The sequence below is a fragment of the Cellulomonas triticagri genome (genome assembly GCF_003696205.1).
Lineage (GTDB): Bacteria > Actinomycetota > Actinomycetes > Actinomycetales > Cellulomonadaceae > Cellulomonas > Cellulomonas triticagri.
In genome coordinates this window covers 1-20,228 of sequence record NZ_RFFI01000029.1, presented here as the reverse complement: position 1 = coordinate 20,228, position 20,228 = coordinate 1, and the positions used below count along the sequence as shown (strand labels likewise).

Below are 20,228 nucleotides of genomic sequence, written 5' to 3'. Positions count from 1 at the left end.
GGTGCGCACGGGGGTGCGTCCGGGCCTCGCTAGGGTGGAGACCGTGAGTGCTGCTGCCCCCGCGACGCCGGTGCGCGTCCGCTTCTGCCCGTCCCCGACCGGTACGCCGCACGTCGGCCTGATCCGCACGGCCCTGTTCAACTGGGCGTACGCGCGGCACGTCGGCGGCACCTTCGTGTTCCGCATCGAGGACACCGACGCCGCGCGCGACTCCGAGGAGTCGTACCAGCAGCTGCTGGACGCCCTGCGGTGGCTCGGCCTCGACTGGGACGAGGGCGTCGAGGTCGGCGGCCCGCACGAGCCCTACCGGCAGTCGCAGCGCATGGACCTGTACGCCGACGTCGCGCGCCGGCTGCTCGAGGGCGGCTACGCCTACGAGTCCTTCTCCACGCCGGAGGAGGTCGAGGCCCGGCACCGCGCTGCCGGCCGCGACCCCAAGCTCGGCTACGACGGCTTCGACCGCGCGCTGACCGACGAGCAGAAGGCCGCCTACCGCGCCGAGGGCCGCGAGCCCGTGCTCCGGCTGCGGATGCCCGACGAGGACGTCACGTTCACCGACCTCGTGCGCGGCGACGTCACGTTCAAGGGCGGGTCCGTCCCGGACTACGTCATCGTGCGCGGCAATGGCCAGCCGCTGTACACGCTGGTCAACCCCATCGACGACGCGCTCATGGGCATCACCCACGTGCTGCGCGGCGAGGACCTGCTGTCCTCCACCCCGCGACAGGTCGTGCTCTACCGCGCCCTGCTGGAGCTCGGCGTCGCGAGCGTCATGCCGGAGTTCGGCCACCTGCCGTACGTCATGGGGGAGGGCAACAAGAAGCTCTCCAAGCGCGACCCCGAGTCGAACCTCTTCCTGCACCGGGAGCGGGGCTTCACCCCCGAGGGCCTGCTGAACTACTTGTCGCTGCTGGGCTGGTCCATCGGCCCCGACCGCGACATCTTCTCGGTCGCCGAGCTGGTCGAGGCGTTCGACGTCGCCGACGTGAACCCCAACCCGGCGCGGTTCGACCTGAAGAAGGCCGAGGCGATCAACGCCGAGCACATCCGGCTGCTCGACGGCGAGGACTTCCGCGACCGGCTGGTCCCGTACCTGCACGCCGCCGGGCTCGTCCCCGCCGACTCGTACGCCGACCTGTCCGCCGAGCACCGCGCGCTGCTCGACGCGGGCGCCCCGCTGATCCAGACGCGGGTCACGCTGCTCGGCGAGGTCGTGGGGATGCTCGGGTTCCTGTTCACCGCCGACGCCGACCTCGTGGTCGAGGAGGACGCCCGAGGGGCGCTCAAGGAGTCCGCCGCCGAGGTGCTGGACGCCGCCACCGCCGCCCTGTCGGCGCTGCCCGAGGACGGGTTCACCACCGACGCCGTGCAGGAGGCCCTGCAGGGCGCCCTGGTCGACGGGCTCGGCATCAAGCCGCGGTTCGCGTTCACCCCGCTGCGGGTGGCCGTGTCCGGGCGCCGGGTGTCGCCGCCGCTGTTCGAGTCGCTGGAGATCCTGGGCCGGGCCTCGACGCTCGCCCGGGTCGCCGCGCTGCGCGCGTCGCTGTGACCGGCGCGGGGGAGGGGCGGGCGGTCGACGGCGTCCTGTTCGACGTCGACGACACCCTCGTCGACACCCACGGGGCGTTCGCGACCGCGCTCGCGGCCGTGTCCCGCACCTGGCTGCCCGACCTCGACCCCGCGCGGGACGTCGAGGTGCTCGACCACTGGCGCGCCGACGCCGGCGGCCGGTACCGGCAGTACACCCGCGGCGAGGTCAGCTACCGCGAGCAGCGGATGGCCCGGGCGAACGACCTGCACGCCGCGTTCGGCGGGCCCGTGCTGGACGACGACGCGTACGACACCTGGAACGGGCTGTTCGAGGACCGGTTCACCGGTGCGTGGGCCGCGCACACCGACGCGGCCGCCGTCGTCCGGCACCTGCTGGACGCCGGGATCCGCGTCGGCGCCCTGACGAACGCCGCCACCGCGTACCAGGTCGCCAAGCTCACCCGGGCCGGGCTGGCCGACGACGTGCCGCTGCTGGTCGGCGTCGACACCCTCGGGTTCGGCAAGCCCGACCCGCGGGTGTTCGCCGAGGCGTGCCGCCGGCTCGGCACGGAGCCGGGCCGGACGGCGTACGTCGGCGACGAGCTCGACGTCGACGCCCGGGCCGCCGTCGCCGCGGGGCTGCGGGGCGTGTGGCTGGCGCGGCCGGAGCTCGGGGCGAAGGACGCGAACTCCGGCACGCCGCTGGCGACGGACACCGTGATCACGACGCTGGCGGACCTGCCGGGGGTGCTCGGGGTCTGTTCTTCGGACTGACCATCGGCCATAGATCGGGTCAGAGCGGACATTCTTGCCATTCGCGCGAGGGATTCGTGGCTTTTGGTCTGGTTGGTCGACTCGAAGGGACTTTCCTGCTCGGTGTCAGCTCTTGAGGGGCCGCTTCGAGGTGCGCTATTTTTCCCGTGCGGGTCGCGATGCGCGCGACCGGGAGCAGGGGAGAACAGAATGTCTCGATCGACCATGGTGCGCCCCGGGGCGCGACGGGCGTTGCTGATCGCGCTGGCGCTGCCGCTGATCTCGCTCGTGCCCGCCACCAGCGCCTCCGCCGCGCCGAGCTGTTCGAGCGGCTACGCGTGCTGGTGGACGGGAACGAGCTGGACGGGCACCTACTACGGCTCGGCGCTGAACCAGCTCACGTGGCCCAGTGGGATCGTCAACAAGGACCGTTCGGTCTTCAACAACGGCACGAGCGGAAATGCCGTCTTCACCTACCGCTACGTCCAGAACATCGAGACGATGTACTGCGTGCGGCGCGGGGTCTCCGTGAGCTCGCTCGCGAAGTCGAACATGGGAAGCAGCCACAACTGGAAGGCGGCGAACTCCGGGTGCTACTGAGTCGCCGGCCCGCTCAGGGGGTCGTGCTCACGGCACTCGTCGGGCTCGTCGGCTGCGCTCCGGCGGCTCAGCCCTCGGAGGCTCACCTGGACCCCGAGACCCGACGCCAGGTACGGGAAGCCGTCCAGGCCCTCGACTATCCGTTCGAGTCCGACCCCGCGTACGCCGTGCGCCTGGCCAACCTGCAGGCGCGACTGATCGACGAGTGCGTCGTCCGCGAGGGCGTCGTCCCGCCCGGGAGGGAGGACCTGCCGCTCACCTCAGCCGATCTTGCCCCGAGCGAGTCGCGGTTGTGGCTGCTGCCGGGCGACGACTACGGCGTCGCCGCAGCCCTCGACGACCCGGCCGTGCTCGCCGGGCTGGTGGCGGGCGAGTCGGGCACGACAGGGTCAGGACGCGCCGCACCGGACCCGGTCGCGTACGACCGCGCGGTGTACGGCCCCGAGGACGAGCGCATCTCGTTCCCCGTCGAGGACGGCGCGACCGTGTCCGTACCCGTCGGCGGGTGCTTCGGCGAGGCGACGGCCACGATGTACGGGGTCGAGGCCGCCGACTACGAGCGCACCTACTCGGCGATGCCCACGATCCGCGGCGTGCTCGCCGAGGTCGTCGCGGACGGCGGCGTCCGCAGTGCGACCGCCGCGTGGTCAACGTGCATGGGGGAGGCGGGGATCGAGGTCTCCGCTCCGGGCGATCTCTACGCGACGATCAGCGCGTGGGTCGGCGGGGTCCTGTCCGGGACGCTGCGCGTCGCGCAGGTGGCGGAGCAGGAGAGCGCGCTCGCGGCGCAGGACGGTGCGTGTCGCACGAGCAGCGGGCTCGGCGCCGCAGTCGCCACCGTCTTCCTCGAGACGGCGACGGAGGCGATCCGGGGGAGCGAGGGCGTCGTCCAGGAGTACCGCGCGATGGTGGAGCACGCGCAGTCGGTCATGGGTCGCGGATGAGGCCGCGCACACGGCATGTCGCGATCGGCCTCGTCCTCGGTGCTCTCGGTGGCTCCCTCGTGACCGTCGGGGTGGCGCTCGTGCGTCCCGGTGCGCTCGACGCGGCGCGACCGACGGACGCGGACCGGGACGCGCCGGTGACGGTGCCGGTCGTCCGGCAGGTGCTCGAGGACGTCGAGCCCGTCGCGGGGGCGCTCGCCTGGGCGAGGGTGGACGAACCGCTCGCGGTCGACGGCGTGGTGACCGCGCTCCCTGTCGAGCACGGTGCGCCGGTGGTTCCCGGGGCTGCCGTCATCGAGGTGAACGACCGACCGGTGATCGCGCTGGACCTGCCGTTCGGTCTGTGGCGGGATCTCGACGACGGTGACTCCGGCGCCGACGTCCGGAACGTGCACGCCGCCCTGGCCGGGCTGGGGCTCTACAGCGGCGCGATCGACGCGCCGTTCGGTCAGGCGACCCGGGCCGCCCTCGCGTCGGTCGACGGTCGGCTCGACGGCCCGCTCGCCGCGGCCGAGGTCGTCGCGGTGGAGCCGACCGGGTCCGTGCTCGACGCCCCGGGCGTGCGGGTCGGGAGCAGGGTCACCGCCGAGGACCTGTCCGTGCGTCGCCTCACCGATCGCGTCGTGGTCGACGACGGCGGGCTGGTGGCCGAGTACGCCCGCGCAGGCGACGGGATCCGGCTGTTCGACGCGGGGGGCGAGGTCACCTGGGCCGGGCGCCTCGCACAGGTCGAGGCGGTGCCGGAGGGGACGCTGCTGACGCTCGACCTGTCGGAGCCGCCGGACGGCTCCGACGCTCTCCCGGACGAGCTCGCCTCGGCTGCGGTGGTGGCGGGCGCCACGCGAGTCGAGGTCCTGACCCTCCCGCGGGTGGCCCTCGTCGCGGGCGCCGACGGGACGTCGAGCGTGACCACCGCGGTGGTCGGACCCGAGGGAGTGGTGCCGGGTGCCCGCACGGTGGTCCGGACCGGTCTGTGCACGCGGGACCTCTGCGAGGTCGAGGTGGCGGACGACGGTGCCCTGAGCGAGGGCGACCTCGTGGTGGTGCCGTGACCGTCGCGGTCGAGTGCCGAGGTGTGACCCGGACGTTCGACCGCGGTCGGGTCGCCCCGCTCGTCGACGTCGACGTGCGGGTGCGCACCGAGCAGCTGGTCGCCGTCGTCGGAGCGAGCGGGGCGGGCAAGACCACTCTGCTCAACGTGCTCGGCCTCCTCGACCAGCCCGATCAGGGAGACGTCCTCGTGCGGGGCCGCGCGACGCGAGACCTCGGCGAGCGAGGGCGGGCGAGGGTCCGTGCACGGCAGCTCGGGTTCGTGTTCCAGGACTCGCTGGTGGACCCGCGCAGGACTGCTGAGGAGAATGTGGCGCTCGCCTGCGTCTTCTCCGGCATGTCGCGGGCGGACCGGGCGGCACGGGTGACCGCCGCACTCCGTTCGGCGGACGTCGGGCACCGGGCGCAGACGCGTGCGGCTGACCTGTCCGGGGGCGAGCGGCAGCGCGTCGCGGTCGCCAGGGCGGTGGTGCACCGCCCTGGGGTGCTGCTGTGCGACGAGCCGACGGGCAACCTGGACGAGGGCAACACCGAACGGGTCTTCGGCTTGCTGGCCGCGTTCGCACGCTCAGGTGGTGCCGTCGTGCTCGTCACCCACGACCTCGATCTCGCTGCCCGCTGCGACGTGGTGCTGCGGGTGGCGCACGGGAAGGTGGCGGCCGCGTGAGGGGGCCACGGTGAGGGACGTCGTGGCCCACACGGTCCTGTCGGTGCGGCGGGCGCTCGGGCGCGCGACGGCGTACGGCGCCGCGGCAGGGGTGGCTGCGGTGCTGCTGACCACCGGGCTCGTCGAGGCCGCGGGACGTCAGGCCCACGTCGCGGAGCGCTTCGACCACCTGGCGGCGCGCCACGTCCAGGTGACGACACCGGTCCGGGCGTCGTCCTCCGGGACGCTCGGACCCGAGCAGCGGGCCGCGATCCTCAGCACCGAGGGCGTGACGGGGCTCGCCTGGGGCTCGTGGCACGAGGCCACGGTCTCGGGCGACCACGTGGAATCCGTACGGACGCGCGTGTGGACCCTGGACGGCGACATCGAACTCCTCCGGCTGGGTGTCGAGCCGGGACGGGGATCGGCCCCGAGTAGGGCGCTGCTGGTGGGCGGTGGCCTGGTGGCTGGTGGGCACGACGCCGTGCGGTTCGGCCACGCCGCCGTGGCGGGTCGTTCGACGGTCGTGGACGGCGTGATCACGGCGTCACCTGTCGTCCCCGACCTGCTGGACGCGGTGGTCGTGATGGGCGACGGTGCGTCACCACGTCTCGGTGCGGGCGGCGAGATCGTGGTCGGGGTGCGTGCGGGATGGGCGGACGTCGTGGCGCCGCGACTGGCTGCGGTGCTCGCGCCAGGGCGCGAGGAGGCCGTGCTGGTGCGGTACACGCCGGAGGCGCAGACGCTGCGCGGCGATGTCCTGGGGTCCGTGGCGTCCCTGGTCCTGGTGACTTCCGGGTCCGTGCTGGCCCTCGGTGCCGGGGCCGTGATGGTCGGCACCTTCTTCCGGGTGCTGGCCGAGCGGCGCCTGCTCGGCCTCTACCGCGCCATCGGAGCCCGGTCGCGGTTCGTCGTCGCGACGCTGGTGCTGGAAGCAGCCGCCGTCGGCCTGGCCGGGAGCGTGGCGGGGACGATCGTGGGTCTCGGCATCGCTGGTGGGCGTGCGCTCGCCCTGGGGACGGCGCTGCGCGTCCCCTGGACCTGGGTGCTGGTCGCGAGTGCGCTCGGTGCGGTCGCGAACGCGCTCGCGGCGCTCCTGCCCGCCGCGCTGACGGTACGGGAGCCCCCGATCGTCGCGCTGCGGGCGCGGTGAGCGAGCGGGTGCTCTCGCACGACGTCGGTTTGGAAGTTCGACCTCGCTCCGGTAGTGTTCTCTTCCGGTGCGGCGCCCACGGGTGCTGGCCCACTCCCTCCTGATCGGCCCTACCGGGGTCGTGCGCGCGAGGGCGAGGGCCGGTCCGGCGGACGCTGAATACCATTGGGGTATGGTGTAATTGGCAGCACGAGAGATTCTGATTCTCTTAGTCTTGGTTCGAGTCCAGGTACCCCAGCAAGGTTCCGAAGAATAGCCCGGAAGGGCGATTTGAAAGAGCCAGGCAGGATGCAGTAGAGTAGTTCCGGTCGCGCCGCTCCGGTGGTGAGATCAACTAGGCCCCCATCGTCTAGTGGCCTAGGACGCCGCCCTCTCACGGCGGTAACAGGGGTTCGAATCCCCTTGGGGGTACAGAAGAAAGGCCCGTCGCGGAAGCGGCGGGCCTTTCTGCTTGCCTGCGAGACTCCCGCGAGGTCGAGGGTCTGCCCGGATCTGAGGGCCTGAAACCCTCGACCTCGTGGCGAACCCTCGACCTCGCGCGCACTCACTCCGCGGTGCGGCGCAGGACCTCCGTGAGGCGGTTGGCCGCGGAGGCCACCGCGGCGGCGTGCAGGCGGCCGGGCTGGCGGCTCAGGCGCTCGACCGGGCCCGAGATGGACACCGCGGCGACGACGCGCCCGGACTGCCCGCGCACGGGGGCGGAGACCGACGCGACGCCGACCTCGCGCTCGGACACCGACTGCGCCCAGCCGCGGCGGCGGACGCCGGACAGGATGGTCGCGGTGAACTTGGCGCCCTGCAGGCCGCGGTGCAGCCGGTCAGGCTCCTCCCAGGCGAGCAGGATCTGCGCGGCGGACCCGGCCGTCATCGCGAGCGTCGCGCCGACGGGGATGGAGTCGCGCAGGCCGATGGGCCGCTCGGCGGCGGCGACGCAGATGCGCTGGTCGCCCTGGCGGCGGTAGAGCTGCGCGCTCTCGCCGGTGTGGTCGCGCAGCGCGGCGAGCACGGGTCCCGCGGCCGCGAGGAGGCGGTCCTCGCCGGCGGCGCTGGCGAGCTCGGTCAGGCGCGGCCCGAGGACGAACCGGCCCTGCATGTCACGACCCACCAGGCGGTGGTGCTCGAGCGCGACGGCCAGCCGGTGGGCCGTCGGACGGGCAAGATGGGTGGCGTTGACCAGCTGCGCGAGCGTGGCGGGTCCGGCCTCAAGCGCGTTGAGGACCGAGGCGGCCTTGTCCAGCACGCCGACTCCGCTAGAGTTGTCCATAGGTCGATATTGCCGTCTCGCACACTGAGACGCAAGTCGGCACGACGAACGACCCGCGTCGGCCCCCACCGACCGGGAGGACGAGAGGACCCGACATGGCCGGCACACTGGCGGAGAAGGTGTGGGAGAACCACATCGTGCGGCGCGGCGCCGACGGCGCGCCCGACCTGCTCTACATCGACCTGCACCTCGTGCACGAGGTCACCAGCCCCCAGGCGTTCGAGGGCCTGCGGCTCGCGGGCCGCCCGGTGCGGCGCCCGGACCTCACGCTCGCCACCGAGGACCACAACACCCCGACGCTGGACATCGACCTGCCGATCGCGGACGCGACGTCGCGCACCCAGATCGACACGCTGCGCAACAACGCCAAGGAGTTCGGCGTCCGGCTGCACTCGCTCGGTGACGCCGACCAGGGGATCGTGCACCAGGTCGGCCCGCAGCTCGGCCTGACGATGCCCGGCCTCACGGTCGTCTGCGGCGACTCGCACACCTCCACCCACGGCGCGTTCGGGGCCCTCGCGTTCGGCATCGGCACGTCCGAGGTCGAGCACGTGCTCGCCACCCAGACGCTCCCGCTGGCCCCGTTCAAGACCATGGCGATCACCGTCAACGGCGCGCTGCCGCTCGGCGCGACGGCGAAGGACATCATCCTCGCGGTCATCGCGAAGATCGGCACCGGCGGCGGCCAGGGCTACGTCCTGGAGTACCGCGGCGAGGCCATCCGCTCCCTGTCGATGGAGGGGCGGATGACGATCTGCAACATGTCGATCGAGGCGGGCGCGCGCGCCGGGATGATCGCCCCCGACCAGACGACGTTCGACTACCTGAAGGGCCGCCCGCACGCCCCCGAGGGCGCGGACTGGGACGCCGCGGTGGCGTACTGGTCGACGCTGCGCACGGACGACGACGCGACGTTCGACACGGAGGTGGTCATCGAGGCCGCCGACCTCGAGCCGTTCGTCACCTGGGGCACCAACCCGGGCCAGGGCCTGCCGCTGTCCGGCGCCGTGCCGGTGCCGGAGGACATCGCGGACGCCAACGAGCGCGTCGCCGCCGAGCGCGCGATCGAGTACATGGGCCTGACCGCCGGGCAGCCGCTGCGCGAGATCGCGGTGGACACGGTGTTCATCGGCTCCTGCACCAACGGCCGCATCGAGGACCTGCGGGCCGCGGCCAAGCTCATGCGCGGCCAGAGCAAGGCCGACTCGGTGCGCGTCCTGGTGGTGCCGTCCTCGGCGCGGGTGCGCCTGCAGGCCGAGGCCGAGGGCCTGGACAAGATCTTCCTGGACTTCGGCGCGGAGTGGCGCAACGCGGGCTGCTCGATGTGCCTCGGCATGAACCCGGACCAGCTCGCGCCGGGGGAGCGGTCGGCGTCGACGTCGAACCGCAACTTCGAGGGCCGGCAGGGCAAGGGCGGCCGCACGCACCTGGTGTCCCCGCTGGTCGCCGCCGCGACCGCCATCCGCGGCACGCTGTCGTCGGTGTCGGACCTCGGCCCGGACGTCCCGGTGCCCGACGGCTCGCCGCTCGACGACCTGCAGCCGGCCTGACACCCCTTCGACCCGAGGAACGAGACCCGTCATGGAGAAGTTCACCCAGCACACCGGCGTCGGGGTCCCGCTGCGTCGCAGCAACGTCGACACCGACCAGATCATCCCCGCCGTCTACCTCAAGCGCGTCACCCGCACGGGCTTCGAGGACGCGCTGTTCGCGGCGTGGCGCAACGACCCCGAGTTCCTGCTCAACCAGGACGCCTACAAGTCCGGCTCCGTGCTCGTCGCGGGCCCCGACTTCGGCACCGGCTCGTCCCGCGAGCACGCCGTGTGGGCGCTCAAGGACTACGGCTTCAAGGCCGTCCTCGCCTCCCGGTTCGCGGACATCTTCCGCGGCAACTCCGGCAAGCAGGGCCTGGTCGCCGCGCAGCTCGCGCAGGAGGACATCGAGCTCATCTGGAAGGTGCTCGAGACGAACCCGGGCACCGAGGTGACCGTCGACCTCGTGGAGCGCCTGGTCACGTGCGACGACGTCGTGGTGCCGTTCCAGATCGACGACTACACGCGCTGGCGCCTCATGGAGGGTCTGGACGACATCGGCCTGACCCTGCAGCACGCGGACGAGATCACCGCGTTCGAGGAGCGGCGCGACGCGTGGCGCCCGAAGACGCTGCCCGCCAAGCACCTGCCGCCGGTCGAGATCAAGGCCGCCCGGCCGGTCGAGCTGTCGCTGGGTCGGCGCCCCGGCCTCTGAGCCCGCACGACCCGGAGGGCCCCGCGCGTCGCGCAGGGCCCTCCGGCGCGTCCCGGGTGGGTGGACGCGCTGGTCAGGGCGTCGCAGTTGTGGAGGTTTGGTAGGACCTGCCATGTCGTGGGTGGCCGGGTGCGCGTGGTGCGCGTCCGGTGCGCGACCATGGGGGGATGACCGATCTGCTGTACGTCCACGGCGGGACCCCGCTCTCCGGGGAGATCACCGTCCGCGGGGCGAAGAACTTCGTCTCGAAGGCCATGGTCGCCGCGCTGCTGGGCGAGACCCCGAGCGTGCTGCGCAACGTCCCGCAGATCCGCGACGTCGGCGTCGTGACGGGCCTGCTGGAGCTGCACGGCGTGCGGGTCTCCGCGGACGCCGCGGGCGGCACCCTGCACCTCGACCCGACGGACGTCGAGTCCGCGCACGTCGCCGACATCGACGCGCACGCCGGGTCCAGCCGCATCCCGATCCTGTTCTGCGGCCCGCTGCTGCACCGCCTCGGCGAGGCGTTCATCCCCGACCTGGGCGGCTGCCGGATCGGCGACCGGCCGATCAACTACCACCTCGACATCCTGCGGCAGTTCGGCGCCGTCGTGGACAAGCGCGAGAACGGGATCCACATCCGCGCGCCGCGCCGCCTGCAGGGCACCAAGATCACGCTGCCGTACCCGAGCGTCGGCGCGACCGAGCAGCTGCTGCTGACGGCCGTGCGCGCCGAGGGCATCACGGAGCTGACGAACGCGGCCATCGAGCCCGAGATCATGGACCTGATCAACGTCCTGCAGAAGATGGGCGCGATCATCTCGGTCGACACCGACCGGGTCATCCGCATCGAGGGCGTCGACCGGCTCGTGGGGTTCCAGCACACCGCGCTGGCGGACCGCATCGAGGCGGCGTCCTGGGCGTCCGCCGCGCTGGCCACCGGCGGCGACATCTACGTGCGCGGCGCGACCCAGCCCGAGATGACGGCGTTCCTCAACACGTTCCGCAAGGTCGGCGGCGAGTTCACGATCGACGACGAGGGCATCCGGTTCTTCCACCCGGGCGGCGACCTGTCGTCCATCGTGCTGGAGACGGACGTGCACCCCGGGTTCATGACCGACTGGCAGCAGCCCCTCGTGGTGGCGCTGACCCAGGCCAAGGGCCTGTCGATCGTGCACGAGACGGTCTACGAGAACCGGTTCGGGTTCACGGACGCGCTGCGCGGCATGGGCGCGACCATCCAGGTCTACAAGGAGTGCCTGGGCGGGCGGCCCTGCCGGTTCGGCCAGCGGAACTTCTCGCACTCCGCGGTCATCTCGGGCCCGACGCCGCTCGCGGCCGCGGACATCGAGGTGCCGGACCTGCGCGGCGGGTTCAGCCACCTCATCGCGGCGCTGACCGCCAAGGGCACCTCGCAGGTGCGCGGCATCAGCCTGATCGACCGGGGCTACGAGAACTTCACGGAGAAGCTCACGGCGCTCGGCGCCGAGTTCGACCGCGACTGACACCCGGCGCACGACGACGCCCGCCACGGTCCCACGGACGTGGCGGGCGTCGTCGTCGGTCGCCGCACGATCGGGGTTTACAACGGAGGAACACGTCCGCTAGACAGGGAGGACGGTTATCCGTTGTAACGCCGGGTGGCGATTCAGCCGCCGCCCACCTGGCACCTGATGGCGAAGGAGCCACTGTGAGCCAGAAGACGCTGACCCCTGCCCGCCCGCCGGGCGCCTCCCGCACCGCGATGTCCCGGCGTGGGTTCCTCGCCGGGCTCGGCGCCGTCGGCCTGGGCGCGACCGTCGCCGCCTGCTCGTCCGGCGGCCCGTCCGCGTCCGGGACGTCCGCGGGCGGGACGGTCGACCTCACGTTCTGGAACGGCTTCACCGGCGGCGACGGCCCGGTGATGCAGGACCTGGTCGACCGGTTCAACGCCGAGCACCCGGCGATCGCCGTGCGGATGACGACCATGGAGTGGGCCGACTTCCACGCGAAGCTCCCCGCGGCGCTGACCTCCGGCCGGGGGCCGCACCTCGCGATCCAGCACCTGGACTCGCTCCCGACGTCGGCGGCCCGGGGGCTGCTGCTGCCGCTGGACGACGTGGCGGAAGACCTCACGCTCACGTCGGACGACTTCATCGGGCCGGTGTGGGACGCGGGCCTGTACGACGGGCAGCGGTACGGCATCCCCCTGGACGTGCACCCGCTCGGCTTCTTCTTCAACACGCGGGTGCTGGCGGACGCGGGGCTGGACCCGGACGCCCCCCCGATGGACCGGGAGTCCTACGAGGCGGCGCTCGACCTGCTGCTGGACCGGGGCGTCGCGGGGCACTGGATGAGCCCGCACACGTTCACGGGCGGGCAGACGCTGCAGTCGCTGATCTGGCAGTTCGGCGGCGACCTGTTCGACGCCGAGGGCGCCACGACGGCCTGGGCGCGGGACGAGGGGGTCGAGGCGCTGTCCTGGATGGTCGACGCCGTGCACGCCGGCTGGAGCGTCCGCGACGTCGGGCAGGACGCCGACATCATCGCCCTGCAGAACGGGCAGGCGGCCTTCAACTGGAACGGCATCTGGTCCGTCAACACCCTCGACCAGATCAGCGGCCTGGAGTGGGACGTGCGGCGGCTGCCGCGCATCGGCTCGGTCGACGCGGCCTGGGCGGGCTCGCACAACTTCGTGCTGACCAAGCAGCGCGGCACGACCGACGCCCAGCTCGAGGCGGCCCGGACCTTCGTCAGCTGGGTGTCGCAGCAGTCGGCGGCGTGGGCGGTCGGCGGGCAGGTACCGGCACGGCTGTCCGCGCGGGACTCCGCGGAGTTCGCCGCCCTCGGGCCGCAGTCGGCCATCGCGGAGCAGGCCGACGACCTGCGGTTCCTGCCGTCGGTGCCGGGCATCGGCGACGCGATCGGGGAGCTGTACACCGCGCTGAACGAGGCCGTGCTGCTCACGAAGGACCCCCGGGACGCGCTGCGGGACGCCGCCGCCCGCGCCGACCAGGTCCTGGCCGACAACCGCGACCGCTACGACGCATGACCGCGGCGTACGCGTCCGGCCCCACCCGCCGTCCGCTGCGGCGCGGGGCCCCGTGGACGCCGTGGGCCTTCCTCGCCCCGTTCCTGGCGGTCTTCGGCACGTTCGTGGCGCTTCCGGCGGTCCGCGGGCTGTGGATGTCCCTGCACGACTGGGACCACCTCATGCCGGACAAGCCGTTCGTCGGGCTCGCCAACTACACCGCGCTGCTCGACCCGACCAGCGTGCTGTTCCAGCGGTTCTGGGACGGCATGACCGCCACGGGGACGTTCGTGCTCGCGTCGGTGCCGTTCCTCGTGACGCTGCCCCTGCTGCTGGCGACGGCCCTGAACCGGGCGTTCCCGGGCCGGACGTTCCTGCGCGCCGTGGTGTTCCTGCCGTACGTGCTGGGCGTGGCCGTGGTCGGCGTGCTGTTCCGGTTCGTGCTCGACCCGAACCTCGGGGTGCTCAACCACCTGCTCGGCGTCACCGGGCTCGACCGCGTGCTGCACCTGCTCGGCGCGGGGGACCCGGTGCCGTGGCTCACCGCGCAGCCCTGGGCGTGGGTGTCGCTGGTCGGGGTGACGGTGTGGTGGACGCTCGGGTTCAACACGATCATCTACCTGGCCGGGCTGCAGGACGTCCCGCGCGAGCTGTACGACGCCGCGGCGGTGGACGGCGCGTCCGGACGGCAGCGGTTCCGGCACGTCACCCTGCCCGGCATCCGCCCCGTGCTGGCGTTCGTCGTCACGATGACGGTGCTCGCGTCGGCCAACATGTTCGGGCAGGCCGACCTGCTGACCGGGGGCGGGCCCGGCACCTCCACCCGGACCGCGCTGATGGTCATCCTCGACACCGGGCTCGGTCGGTACGAGATGGGTGCCGCGGCGGCGATGGGGTACGTGCTGTCGATCGGTCTCGGGGTGGTGTCGGTCGTGAACTTCGTCGCGCTGCGGGAGCGGGACGGTCGCGGGCGCCGCCGGGCACGGAGGACGTCGTGAGCGCCCGGGCGCCCGGGCGGGTCCGCCGTGGGCTCGGCGCCGGGACGACGTGGGCGCTCGTTCTCGTGCTGGTCGTCACGTTCGCCGGGCCCCTGGTGTGGATGGGGCTCACCTCGATCAAGTCGACCGGGGAGGCGACGGCGTCGCCACCGACGTTGTGGCCGCAGGACGTCGACCTGTCGGCGTACGCGCGGCTGCTCAGCATGGACGGCCCGTACCCGGTGCTGCGGTGGTTCCTCAACTCGCTGCTCGCCGGCACGTTGCACACCGCGCTCGTCCTGGTGGTGGCGTCCACGGCGGCGTTCGCGCTCGCGCGGATGTCGTTCCGCGGACGCGGACTGGTGTTCGGGGTGATCGTGTCCACGCTGTTCCTGCCGGCGTTCGTGTTCCTCATGCCGAACTACCTCATGATCGACCGGCTCGGCTGGACCGACTCCGTCTGGGCGCTGGTGGTGCCCGGCGCGGCCGGTGCGTTCGGGGTGTTCTTCCTGCGCCAGTTCATGGTCGGGCTGCCGGCCGAGCTGGAGGAGGCCGCCGCCCTCGACGGGGCGAACCAGTGGCGGGTGTTCACGCGGGTCGTGCTGCCGAACACCCGCCCCGCGCTCGCCACGCTGGCCGTACTGGCGTTCCTGGGGAACTGGAACGACTACATCTGGCCCGTGTACGTGCTGTTCAGCCCGGAGCGGCTCACGCTGCCGGCCGGGCTCAAGCTGCTGCAGGGTGCCTACGTGACCGACTACCCCGGCATCATGGCGGGAGCGGTCGTCGCCTCCGTCCCGGTGATCCTGCTGTTCGTGCTCACGCAGCGGTTCGTCATCGAGGGCGTCGCCCGCAGCGGGCTCAAGGGATGAGGCCGGCACGCACGGTCGTGCTGGCGCTGACCGCCACCCTCGTCGTCGCGGGCTGCGGCGGTGGACCGACCGACCAGGAGCAGGACGTGGCCTTCCGCAACCCCGTCTACGACGGCAACCTCCCCGACCCGTTCGTGCTGCGGGCGGACGGCGCCTGGTACGCCTACGGCACGCAGGGCCGGCTCGGCACGATGCCGGTGCTGCGCTCGGACGACCTGGTGACCTGGGAGGTGGTCGGCGACGGGATGCCGACGCTCGCACCGTGGACCGCTGCGGGGCGGCACTGGGCGCCTGAGGTCGTCGCGCTCGGCGGCCGGTACCTGGCGTACTACACGGCGATGGAGCGGGAGACGCAGCAGCAGTGCATCGGGGTCGCCGTCGCCGACGACCCGGCCGGGCCGTTCGTGGACGACGCGGCGGTCCCGCTGGTCTGCGAGCACGACGAGGGCGGCTCGATCGACGCGTCCCCGTTCGTGGACGTCGACGGCACCCCGTCCCTGCTGTGGAAGAACGACGGCAACCACGTCGGCGTCCGGTCCTGGATCCGGGTGCAGCGGCTCGGCGACGACGGGCTGACGCTGGTCGGCGACGGCCCGGTCGACCTGGTCACGCACGACCAGCCCTGGGAGGGCCACCTCGTGGAGGGGCCCACCGTGCTGGTGCGCGACGGCCGGTACCACCTGCTCTACTCGGCGAACGACTACGGGTCCGCCGACTACGGGGTGGGCTGGGCCGTCGCCGACGCGCTGACCGGCCCGTGGAGCAAGCCGTCGGAGGAGCCGCTCATGCGCAGCAGCGCCGAGGCCGCGGGCCCGGGGCACGGCACGGTCGTGACCACGCCCGGCGGTGACTGGTACGTGCACCACGCCTGGCCGCCGGACGCGGTCGGGGCGGCCTACCCGGGCCGGCAGATGTGGCTCACCCCGCTGACCTGGACCGCCCAGGGTGAGCCCGTCCTCGACGGCCCGACGACCGTGGTGGACCGGCTCCCGTGAGGGTGACGCTGCGGGACGTCGCCGAGCGGGCGGGAGTCTCGTTCAAGACGGTGTCGAATGTGCTGAACGACCACCCGCACGTCAGCGCCGCCACCCGCGAACGGGTGCGGGAAGCGGTCACGGAGCTCGGGTACCGACCCAACACCAGCGCGCGGAGCCTGCGGCACGGGCGTTCGGGCATCCTCGCGCTCGCGGTCCCCGAGCTCACGTCGCCCTACTTCGCGGCGCTCGCGTCCGCCGCCAGCCGGGCCGCGAAGGAGCGCGGGCGCGTCCTGGTGATCGAGGAGACCCGGGGCGACGCCGAGGGGGAGCGGATCGCGCTGGTCGAGCTGACCTCCCGGCTGGTCGACGGCGTCGTGCTGTCCCCACTGGTCACGTCGGCGGCTGAGGTCGTCCACCGGATCGGGCGGACCCCCGTGGTGCTCCTCGGGGAGCAGCACCTCGCGCTGCCCGCCGATCACGTCGCCATCGACAGCGTGGCCGCGGCGCGGGCGGTGACCGAGCACCTGCTCGCCACCGGACGACGGCGGATCGCGGTGATCGGGCGCCAGGCGGACGGGACCACCGGTGGGCAGCGCTGGCACGGACACCTGCAGGCACTGGCCGCCGCCGGGCTCGAGCCCGACGAGCGGCGCGCCGTGTCGGTGGGGGCGTACCGTCGCAGCGACGGCGCGGAAGCGGTCCGGCGGCTGCTCCGGTCCGGGGAACGCCCCGACGCGGTGCTCTGCTTCAACGACCTGCTCGCCCTCGGGGCGCTGCACGCTCTGCACGAGGCGGGCCTCGACGTCCCGGGCGACGTCGCCGTCGCCGGGTTCGACGACCTCGAGGAGGCCCGCTACCGCGGCCTCACCTCCGTCGCCCCCGACCTCGACCTGCTCGCCGGGGAGGCCGTCCGGCTGCTGGTGCGCCGGGTCGAGGACCCGGACGCGCGACCGGTGCGGGTCGACATCCCGTTCCGGCTGGAGGTGCGGGGCAGCACCGTCCCGGGGCGGTGACGCACCGTCCGCCGGTCGGCGTCAGCGCCGCTCCCGGAACTCCTGCACGGCGTGGGGTGCCGACCCGGACACGCCCGCGACCAGGTCGGCCGCGACGTCCCGCATCTTCTGGTTGCGGTGCTGCGACGCGCTGCGCAGGATCCGGAACGCCTCCTCCGGGCCGCAGCGGTTCTGCGCCATGATCACGCCGAGGGCCTGGTCGATGACGGTGCGCGATGCCATCGCCCGCTTGAGGTCGGTGTTCACCTGGGTCTGCGCCTCGACGTGGGCGGCGACGGCCACGGCCCGCGCGGCGTCCTCGGCGAACCGCTGCACGCCCGCCAGAGCGTCGGCCTGCCACTCGCCCGTGCCGGGCCGGTACAGGTTGATCGCGAGGTCGGGGTTGCCCTCGACGCTCCGGGCGGGCACGGCGGCGGCGGTGCCGAAACCGACGGCCAGCGTCGCGTCCCGCCAGACGGGCCACCGGTCGTCGGCGGCGACGTCGGGGACGGTAATCAGCCGCTCGATCCGCGCGGCCTCCAGGCACGGACCGGCCTGCGCCGCCTGCTCCGCGTGGTCGCACGCGGCGGCGGCGGCGTCGGACGCAGCGGCCACGGCGGACCGGCCGCCCTGCCGCACGGTGATGGCCGCGGAGACGTCCGGACCGGCCACGGCGGCCGCACGCAGGACGATGACCTGCAGCAGCGCGTCCACCTGGACGGTCGCGGCGAGCATGCCGTGCAGCTCGCCCAGGGCGTCCGCGCGCCACAGGTCGGCGCCGGTGGCGCCCGGGTCGCCCGGATCGGTCACCGCGACCCCGGGGTGTCGGCGTCCTCGTCGTCGGTCGTCGGCGGAGCGTAGCCGCCCTCCGGGCCGTCGCCGTCCGAGCCGGGCGTGCTCTGCTCGGCCACGTCGTCCGGCTCTCCGCCGGGCAGCGGTCCGCCGGTGCGGTGCTCGGGCTGCTGGGTCACGGGACCTCCTCGGGTCGTCGGGACCTCCCATGCTGGTCCGTGCAGGTCAGGCGCGCATCCCGGCAGGCGGCAGCACCCGCAGCCGGACCCCCGCCTGCTCCGCCCGGCGGCGCAGGCGGGACACGTGCAGCACGGCGACGGGCCCGAGACGGCGCACGCCCGCGGCGTCCACGACGAGCTGCCCGCGTGCCGGGACGGCCCGCAACGCCTCCGACAGCGCCGTGACCAGCGCGGGGACCGTCGTGGCGTCCACGACGCCCGTCAGCCGGACGACGACCGAGCGGTCGGCACCGTCCTCGCGGGCGACGTCGAGCCGCGCCGGGAGGGCGGCGTCGTCCTCCCCGTGCAGCGACGGTGACGCGACGAGCGGGGCGACCTCGGCGTCGGTGGCCGGGAGCACCCCCGCCAGCGCCGCGTCGAGGACGTCGCGCGGGTCGGTCCGGGCGGGACGGCCCGGCAGCGCGGCCAGCAGGTGCTCGGCGAGCGTGCGCACCTTCACGTTCAGGTGCTCGGAGTGCCACCGCAGCAGGTCGAATGCGGCCGCGCCGTCCAGGCCGTACGCCAGCATCGCAGCGCCCTTGGCCTGGTCGATCACCTCGCGCGACTCGATGGCGGCGGCCAGCATCTCGTCGGCCCGCCGGGACGCGGCCGCGCCGATCTGCGCGCCGAGGTCCACCAGCAGGCCGAGCAGGCGCGCGTCGGTGTCGACGCCCGGCACCAGCACCGCCAGGACGGTGTGCTCCTCGCCGTCCGCGCCCTGCAGCCGGTAGCGCAGGCTCCGGCCCTCGTCCGCCCGGCCGGGCCCGGGCTGCAGCAGCGCGGCCAGCGCGGCGCGGTCGTCGCGGTGGCAGTGGGCGAGCATCAGGGCGACCGACGGGACGACATCCCCCGGCAGGAAGCCGTGCAGCCGGAACACGGGCTCCGACCAGGCCAGGGACTCGCCGTCGCCCAGGACGTGGAAGGTGCCGGGCGCGGCCGACGTCGAGGCGTCCGCCGGCTCGGCGGACGGCCGGTCGGGGGTCGACGAGGGACGGGTGGTGAGGGTCATGCGAGCTCCGGAGCCGGCGCGTGCCGACCCCGGGGGCAGCACGCAGGTTCGTCGCGCGGCTCGCTTCGTCCCAACGATGCGCGGTGGGTCCCGGCGACGTGGCGCGGCGACCCGGACCGATAGTGCCTGATCGTGGGCCCGATCGCACAACCGGCGCACCGGACAGGCGCGGTCCCTGCGCTGACCAGCGCGTCGACCGGCCTGCGGGTGAGCGGGCACCCGGGAGGTGGCGGGGGCCCGGGTAGCATCGGCTCCCGTGCACCCGCCCCGCGCCAACCGCGCCTACCGGAACATCGCCCGCGTCCTGCGCCCGCTGCTGTACGCGGTGACGCGCCGCGACTGGCGGGGCGTCGAGCACCTGCCGACCGGCACCGGCTTCATCGCGGCGAGCAACCACATGACCAACCTCGACCCGGTGACCTTCGCGCACTACCTGTACGACAACGGGGTGGCGCCGAAGATCCTCGCGAAGTCCTCGCTGTTCGGGGTGCCGTTCGTCGGCTGGGTGCTCAAGGTCTCCGGGCAGATCCCCGTCTACCGCAACACCTCGCGCGCCGGTGACTCGCTGCGCGACGGCGAGGCCGCGCTCGCGGCGGGGGAGTGCGTGGCCGTGTTCCCCGAGGGCACGCTGACCCGCGACCCCGACCTGTGGCCGATGCTCGCGAAGACCGGCGTGGCCCGCCTCGCGCTGACCTCCCGCGCCCCGGTCGTCCCGATCGCCCAGTGGGGCGCCCAGGACCTGCTCGCCCGGTACGGCAAGGTGTTCAAGCCGATCCCGCCCAAGCGGGTCACCGTCGTCGCCGGGCCGCCCGTCGACCTGTCCGACCTGTACGACCGCCCGCTCGACTCCGCGACGCTGCGCGAGGCCACCGAGCGGGTCATGGCCGCGATCACCGCGCTGCTCGCCGACGTGCGCGGCGAGACCCCGCCCGCCCAGGTCTACGACATGCGCAGGCAGGGCGACCCGCACAAGGGCGTCCCCGGCACGGACGCCGCCGCGTGACCCGCGCCGCCGTCCTCGGCGCCGGGGCGTGGGGCACCACGTTCGCCGCCGTGCTCGCCGACGCCGGGTGCGACGTCACGGTGTGGGGCCGCGACGCGGCCGTGTGCGCCGACATCGCGGACCACGGGCGCAACGAGCGCTACCTGCCGGGCATCGCGCTGCCCGCGGGCGTCACCGCGCAGGCCGACCCCGCCGCCGCCGTCGCGGGCGCG

At 73.6% G+C, this 20,228-nt stretch carries 21 protein-coding genes and 2 tRNA genes; 19 read left to right on the top strand and 4 right to left on the bottom strand.

What is annotated here, in order from left to right; translation table 11 throughout:
• Nucleotides 1-43 precede the first annotated feature (43 nt).
• From gltX to EBM89_RS07120, 9 genes are all read left to right on the top strand, one after another.
• Nucleotides 44-1,549: a glutamate--tRNA ligase gene (gene gltX, locus EBM89_RS07155; protein ID WP_439647173.1), complete on the top strand. Its 1,506-nt coding sequence runs from the start codon at nucleotides 44-46 to the stop codon at nucleotides 1,547-1,549.
• Nucleotides 1,546-2,304: an HAD family hydrolase gene (locus EBM89_RS07150; protein WP_122148760.1), complete on the top strand. Its 759-nt coding sequence runs from the start codon at nucleotides 1,546-1,548 to the stop codon at nucleotides 2,302-2,304. The genes gltX and EBM89_RS07150 overlap by 4 nt, the downstream gene beginning before the upstream one ends.
• Nucleotides 2,305-2,493: 189 nt before the next feature.
• Nucleotides 2,494-2,883: a peptidase inhibitor family I36 protein gene (locus tag EBM89_RS07145; RefSeq protein WP_122148759.1), complete on the top strand. Its 390-nt coding sequence runs from the start codon at nucleotides 2,494-2,496 to the stop codon at nucleotides 2,881-2,883.
• Nucleotides 2,884-2,906: 23 nt separating this feature from the next.
• Nucleotides 2,907-3,827, top strand: a complete 921-nt coding sequence (locus EBM89_RS07140; RefSeq protein ID WP_122148758.1) for a hypothetical protein — start codon at nucleotides 2,907-2,909, stop codon at nucleotides 3,825-3,827.
• On the top strand, nucleotides 3,824-4,879 hold the full coding sequence (locus EBM89_RS21125) for a peptidoglycan-binding domain-containing protein (protein ID WP_158609554.1): 1,056 nt from the start codon (nucleotides 3,824-3,826) through the stop codon (nucleotides 4,877-4,879). The genes EBM89_RS07140 and EBM89_RS21125 overlap by 4 nt, the downstream gene beginning before the upstream one ends.
• Complete coding sequence (locus EBM89_RS07135; RefSeq protein ID WP_158609552.1) at nucleotides 4,876-5,544, top strand: ABC transporter ATP-binding protein; 669 nt, start codon at nucleotides 4,876-4,878, stop codon at nucleotides 5,542-5,544. The genes EBM89_RS21125 and EBM89_RS07135 overlap by 4 nt, the downstream gene beginning before the upstream one ends.
• 22 nt (nucleotides 5,545-5,566) lie before the next feature.
• Entirely contained in the window at nucleotides 5,567-6,676 is a 1,110-nt protein-coding gene (locus tag EBM89_RS07130; protein ID WP_122148756.1) for an ABC transporter permease, read from the top strand.
• 166 nt (nucleotides 6,677-6,842) lie between these two features.
• Nucleotides 6,843-6,914, top strand: a tRNA-Gln gene (locus EBM89_RS07125).
• A 100-nt stretch (nucleotides 6,915-7,014) separates the two neighbouring features.
• Nucleotides 7,015-7,087 (top strand) — tRNA-Glu (locus EBM89_RS07120).
• Between the two features lie 133 nt (nucleotides 7,088-7,220).
• Here the strand turns inward: EBM89_RS07120 and EBM89_RS07115 are convergent.
• Complete coding sequence (locus EBM89_RS07115; protein WP_122148755.1) at nucleotides 7,221-7,940, bottom strand: IclR family transcriptional regulator; 720 nt, start codon at nucleotides 7,938-7,940, stop codon at nucleotides 7,221-7,223.
• A gap of 95 nt (nucleotides 7,941-8,035) precedes the next feature.
• On the opposite strand from EBM89_RS07115, the gene leuC reads away from it, so the two are divergent.
• The 8 genes from leuC to EBM89_RS07075 all read left to right on the top strand — a co-directional run bounded on the left by leuC (nucleotide 8,036) and on the right by EBM89_RS07075 (nucleotide 17,015).
• The gene (gene leuC / locus EBM89_RS07110) at nucleotides 8,036-9,490 is read left to right on the top strand and encodes a 3-isopropylmalate dehydratase large subunit (protein WP_122148754.1); all 1,455 of its coding nucleotides are present in this window, start codon (nucleotides 8,036-8,038) and stop codon (nucleotides 9,488-9,490) included.
• A 31-nt stretch (nucleotides 9,491-9,521) separates the two neighbouring features.
• Nucleotides 9,522-10,187, top strand: a complete 666-nt coding sequence (leuD, locus tag EBM89_RS07105; protein ID WP_122148753.1) for a 3-isopropylmalate dehydratase small subunit — start codon at nucleotides 9,522-9,524, stop codon at nucleotides 10,185-10,187.
• A 167-nt stretch (nucleotides 10,188-10,354) separates the two neighbouring features.
• Nucleotides 10,355-11,671 carry a UDP-N-acetylglucosamine 1-carboxyvinyltransferase gene (murA, locus tag EBM89_RS07100; protein ID WP_122148752.1) on the top strand — a complete coding sequence of 439 codons (1,317 nt, stop codon included), beginning with the start codon at nucleotides 10,355-10,357 and terminating at the stop codon, nucleotides 11,669-11,671.
• A 185-nt stretch (nucleotides 11,672-11,856) separates the two neighbouring features.
• Nucleotides 11,857-13,197, top strand: a complete 1,341-nt coding sequence (locus EBM89_RS07095; protein WP_233571604.1) for an ABC transporter substrate-binding protein — start codon at nucleotides 11,857-11,859, stop codon at nucleotides 13,195-13,197.
• Nucleotides 13,194-14,174: a carbohydrate ABC transporter permease gene (locus EBM89_RS07090; RefSeq protein ID WP_122148751.1), complete on the top strand. Its 981-nt coding sequence runs from the start codon at nucleotides 13,194-13,196 to the stop codon at nucleotides 14,172-14,174. The genes EBM89_RS07095 and EBM89_RS07090 overlap by 4 nt, the downstream gene beginning before the upstream one ends.
• Nucleotides 14,171-15,025 carry a carbohydrate ABC transporter permease gene (locus EBM89_RS07085; protein WP_233571603.1) on the top strand — a complete coding sequence of 285 codons (855 nt, stop codon included), beginning with the start codon at nucleotides 14,171-14,173 and terminating at the stop codon, nucleotides 15,023-15,025. The genes EBM89_RS07090 and EBM89_RS07085 overlap by 4 nt, the downstream gene beginning before the upstream one ends.
• Entirely contained in the window at nucleotides 15,022-16,020 is a 999-nt protein-coding gene (locus EBM89_RS07080; protein WP_122148750.1) for a glycoside hydrolase family 43 protein, read from the top strand. The genes EBM89_RS07085 and EBM89_RS07080 overlap by 4 nt, the downstream gene beginning before the upstream one ends.
• Entirely contained in the window at nucleotides 16,017-17,015 is a 999-nt protein-coding gene (locus EBM89_RS07075) for a LacI family DNA-binding transcriptional regulator (protein ID WP_122148749.1), read from the top strand. The genes EBM89_RS07080 and EBM89_RS07075 overlap by 4 nt, the downstream gene beginning before the upstream one ends.
• 21 nt (nucleotides 17,016-17,036) lie before the next feature.
• Here the strand turns inward: EBM89_RS07075 and EBM89_RS07070 are convergent, their stop codons facing one another.
• The 3 genes from EBM89_RS07070 to EBM89_RS07065 are packed head-to-tail and all read right to left on the bottom strand — an operon-like array spanning nucleotide 17,037 to nucleotide 19,013.
• Complete coding sequence (locus EBM89_RS07070; protein ID WP_158609550.1) at nucleotides 17,037-17,804, bottom strand: ANTAR domain-containing protein; 768 nt, start codon at nucleotides 17,802-17,804, stop codon at nucleotides 17,037-17,039.
• The gene (locus EBM89_RS21120; protein ID WP_158609548.1) at nucleotides 17,801-17,965 is read right to left on the bottom strand and encodes a hypothetical protein; all 165 of its coding nucleotides are present in this window, start codon (nucleotides 17,963-17,965) and stop codon (nucleotides 17,801-17,803) included. Before EBM89_RS21120 ends, EBM89_RS07070 begins: the two co-directional genes overlap by 4 nt.
• A 46-nt stretch (nucleotides 17,966-18,011) precedes the next feature.
• Complete coding sequence (locus EBM89_RS07065; RefSeq protein WP_122148747.1) at nucleotides 18,012-19,013, bottom strand: ANTAR domain-containing protein; 1,002 nt, start codon at nucleotides 19,011-19,013, stop codon at nucleotides 18,012-18,014.
• A 256-nt stretch (nucleotides 19,014-19,269) separates the two neighbouring features.
• Between EBM89_RS07065 and EBM89_RS07060 the strand changes: the two genes are divergently transcribed.
• Nucleotides 19,270-20,016 (top strand): lysophospholipid acyltransferase family protein, encoded by a 747-nt coding sequence (locus EBM89_RS07060; protein ID WP_122148746.1) that lies wholly within the window; start codon nucleotides 19,270-19,272, stop codon nucleotides 20,014-20,016.
• Nucleotides 20,013-20,228: 2-dehydropantoate 2-reductase N-terminal domain-containing protein (locus tag EBM89_RS07055; RefSeq protein ID WP_158609546.1), on the top strand; the 216-nt coding region annotated here is incomplete at its 3' end. The genes EBM89_RS07060 and EBM89_RS07055, both read left to right, overlap by 4 nt.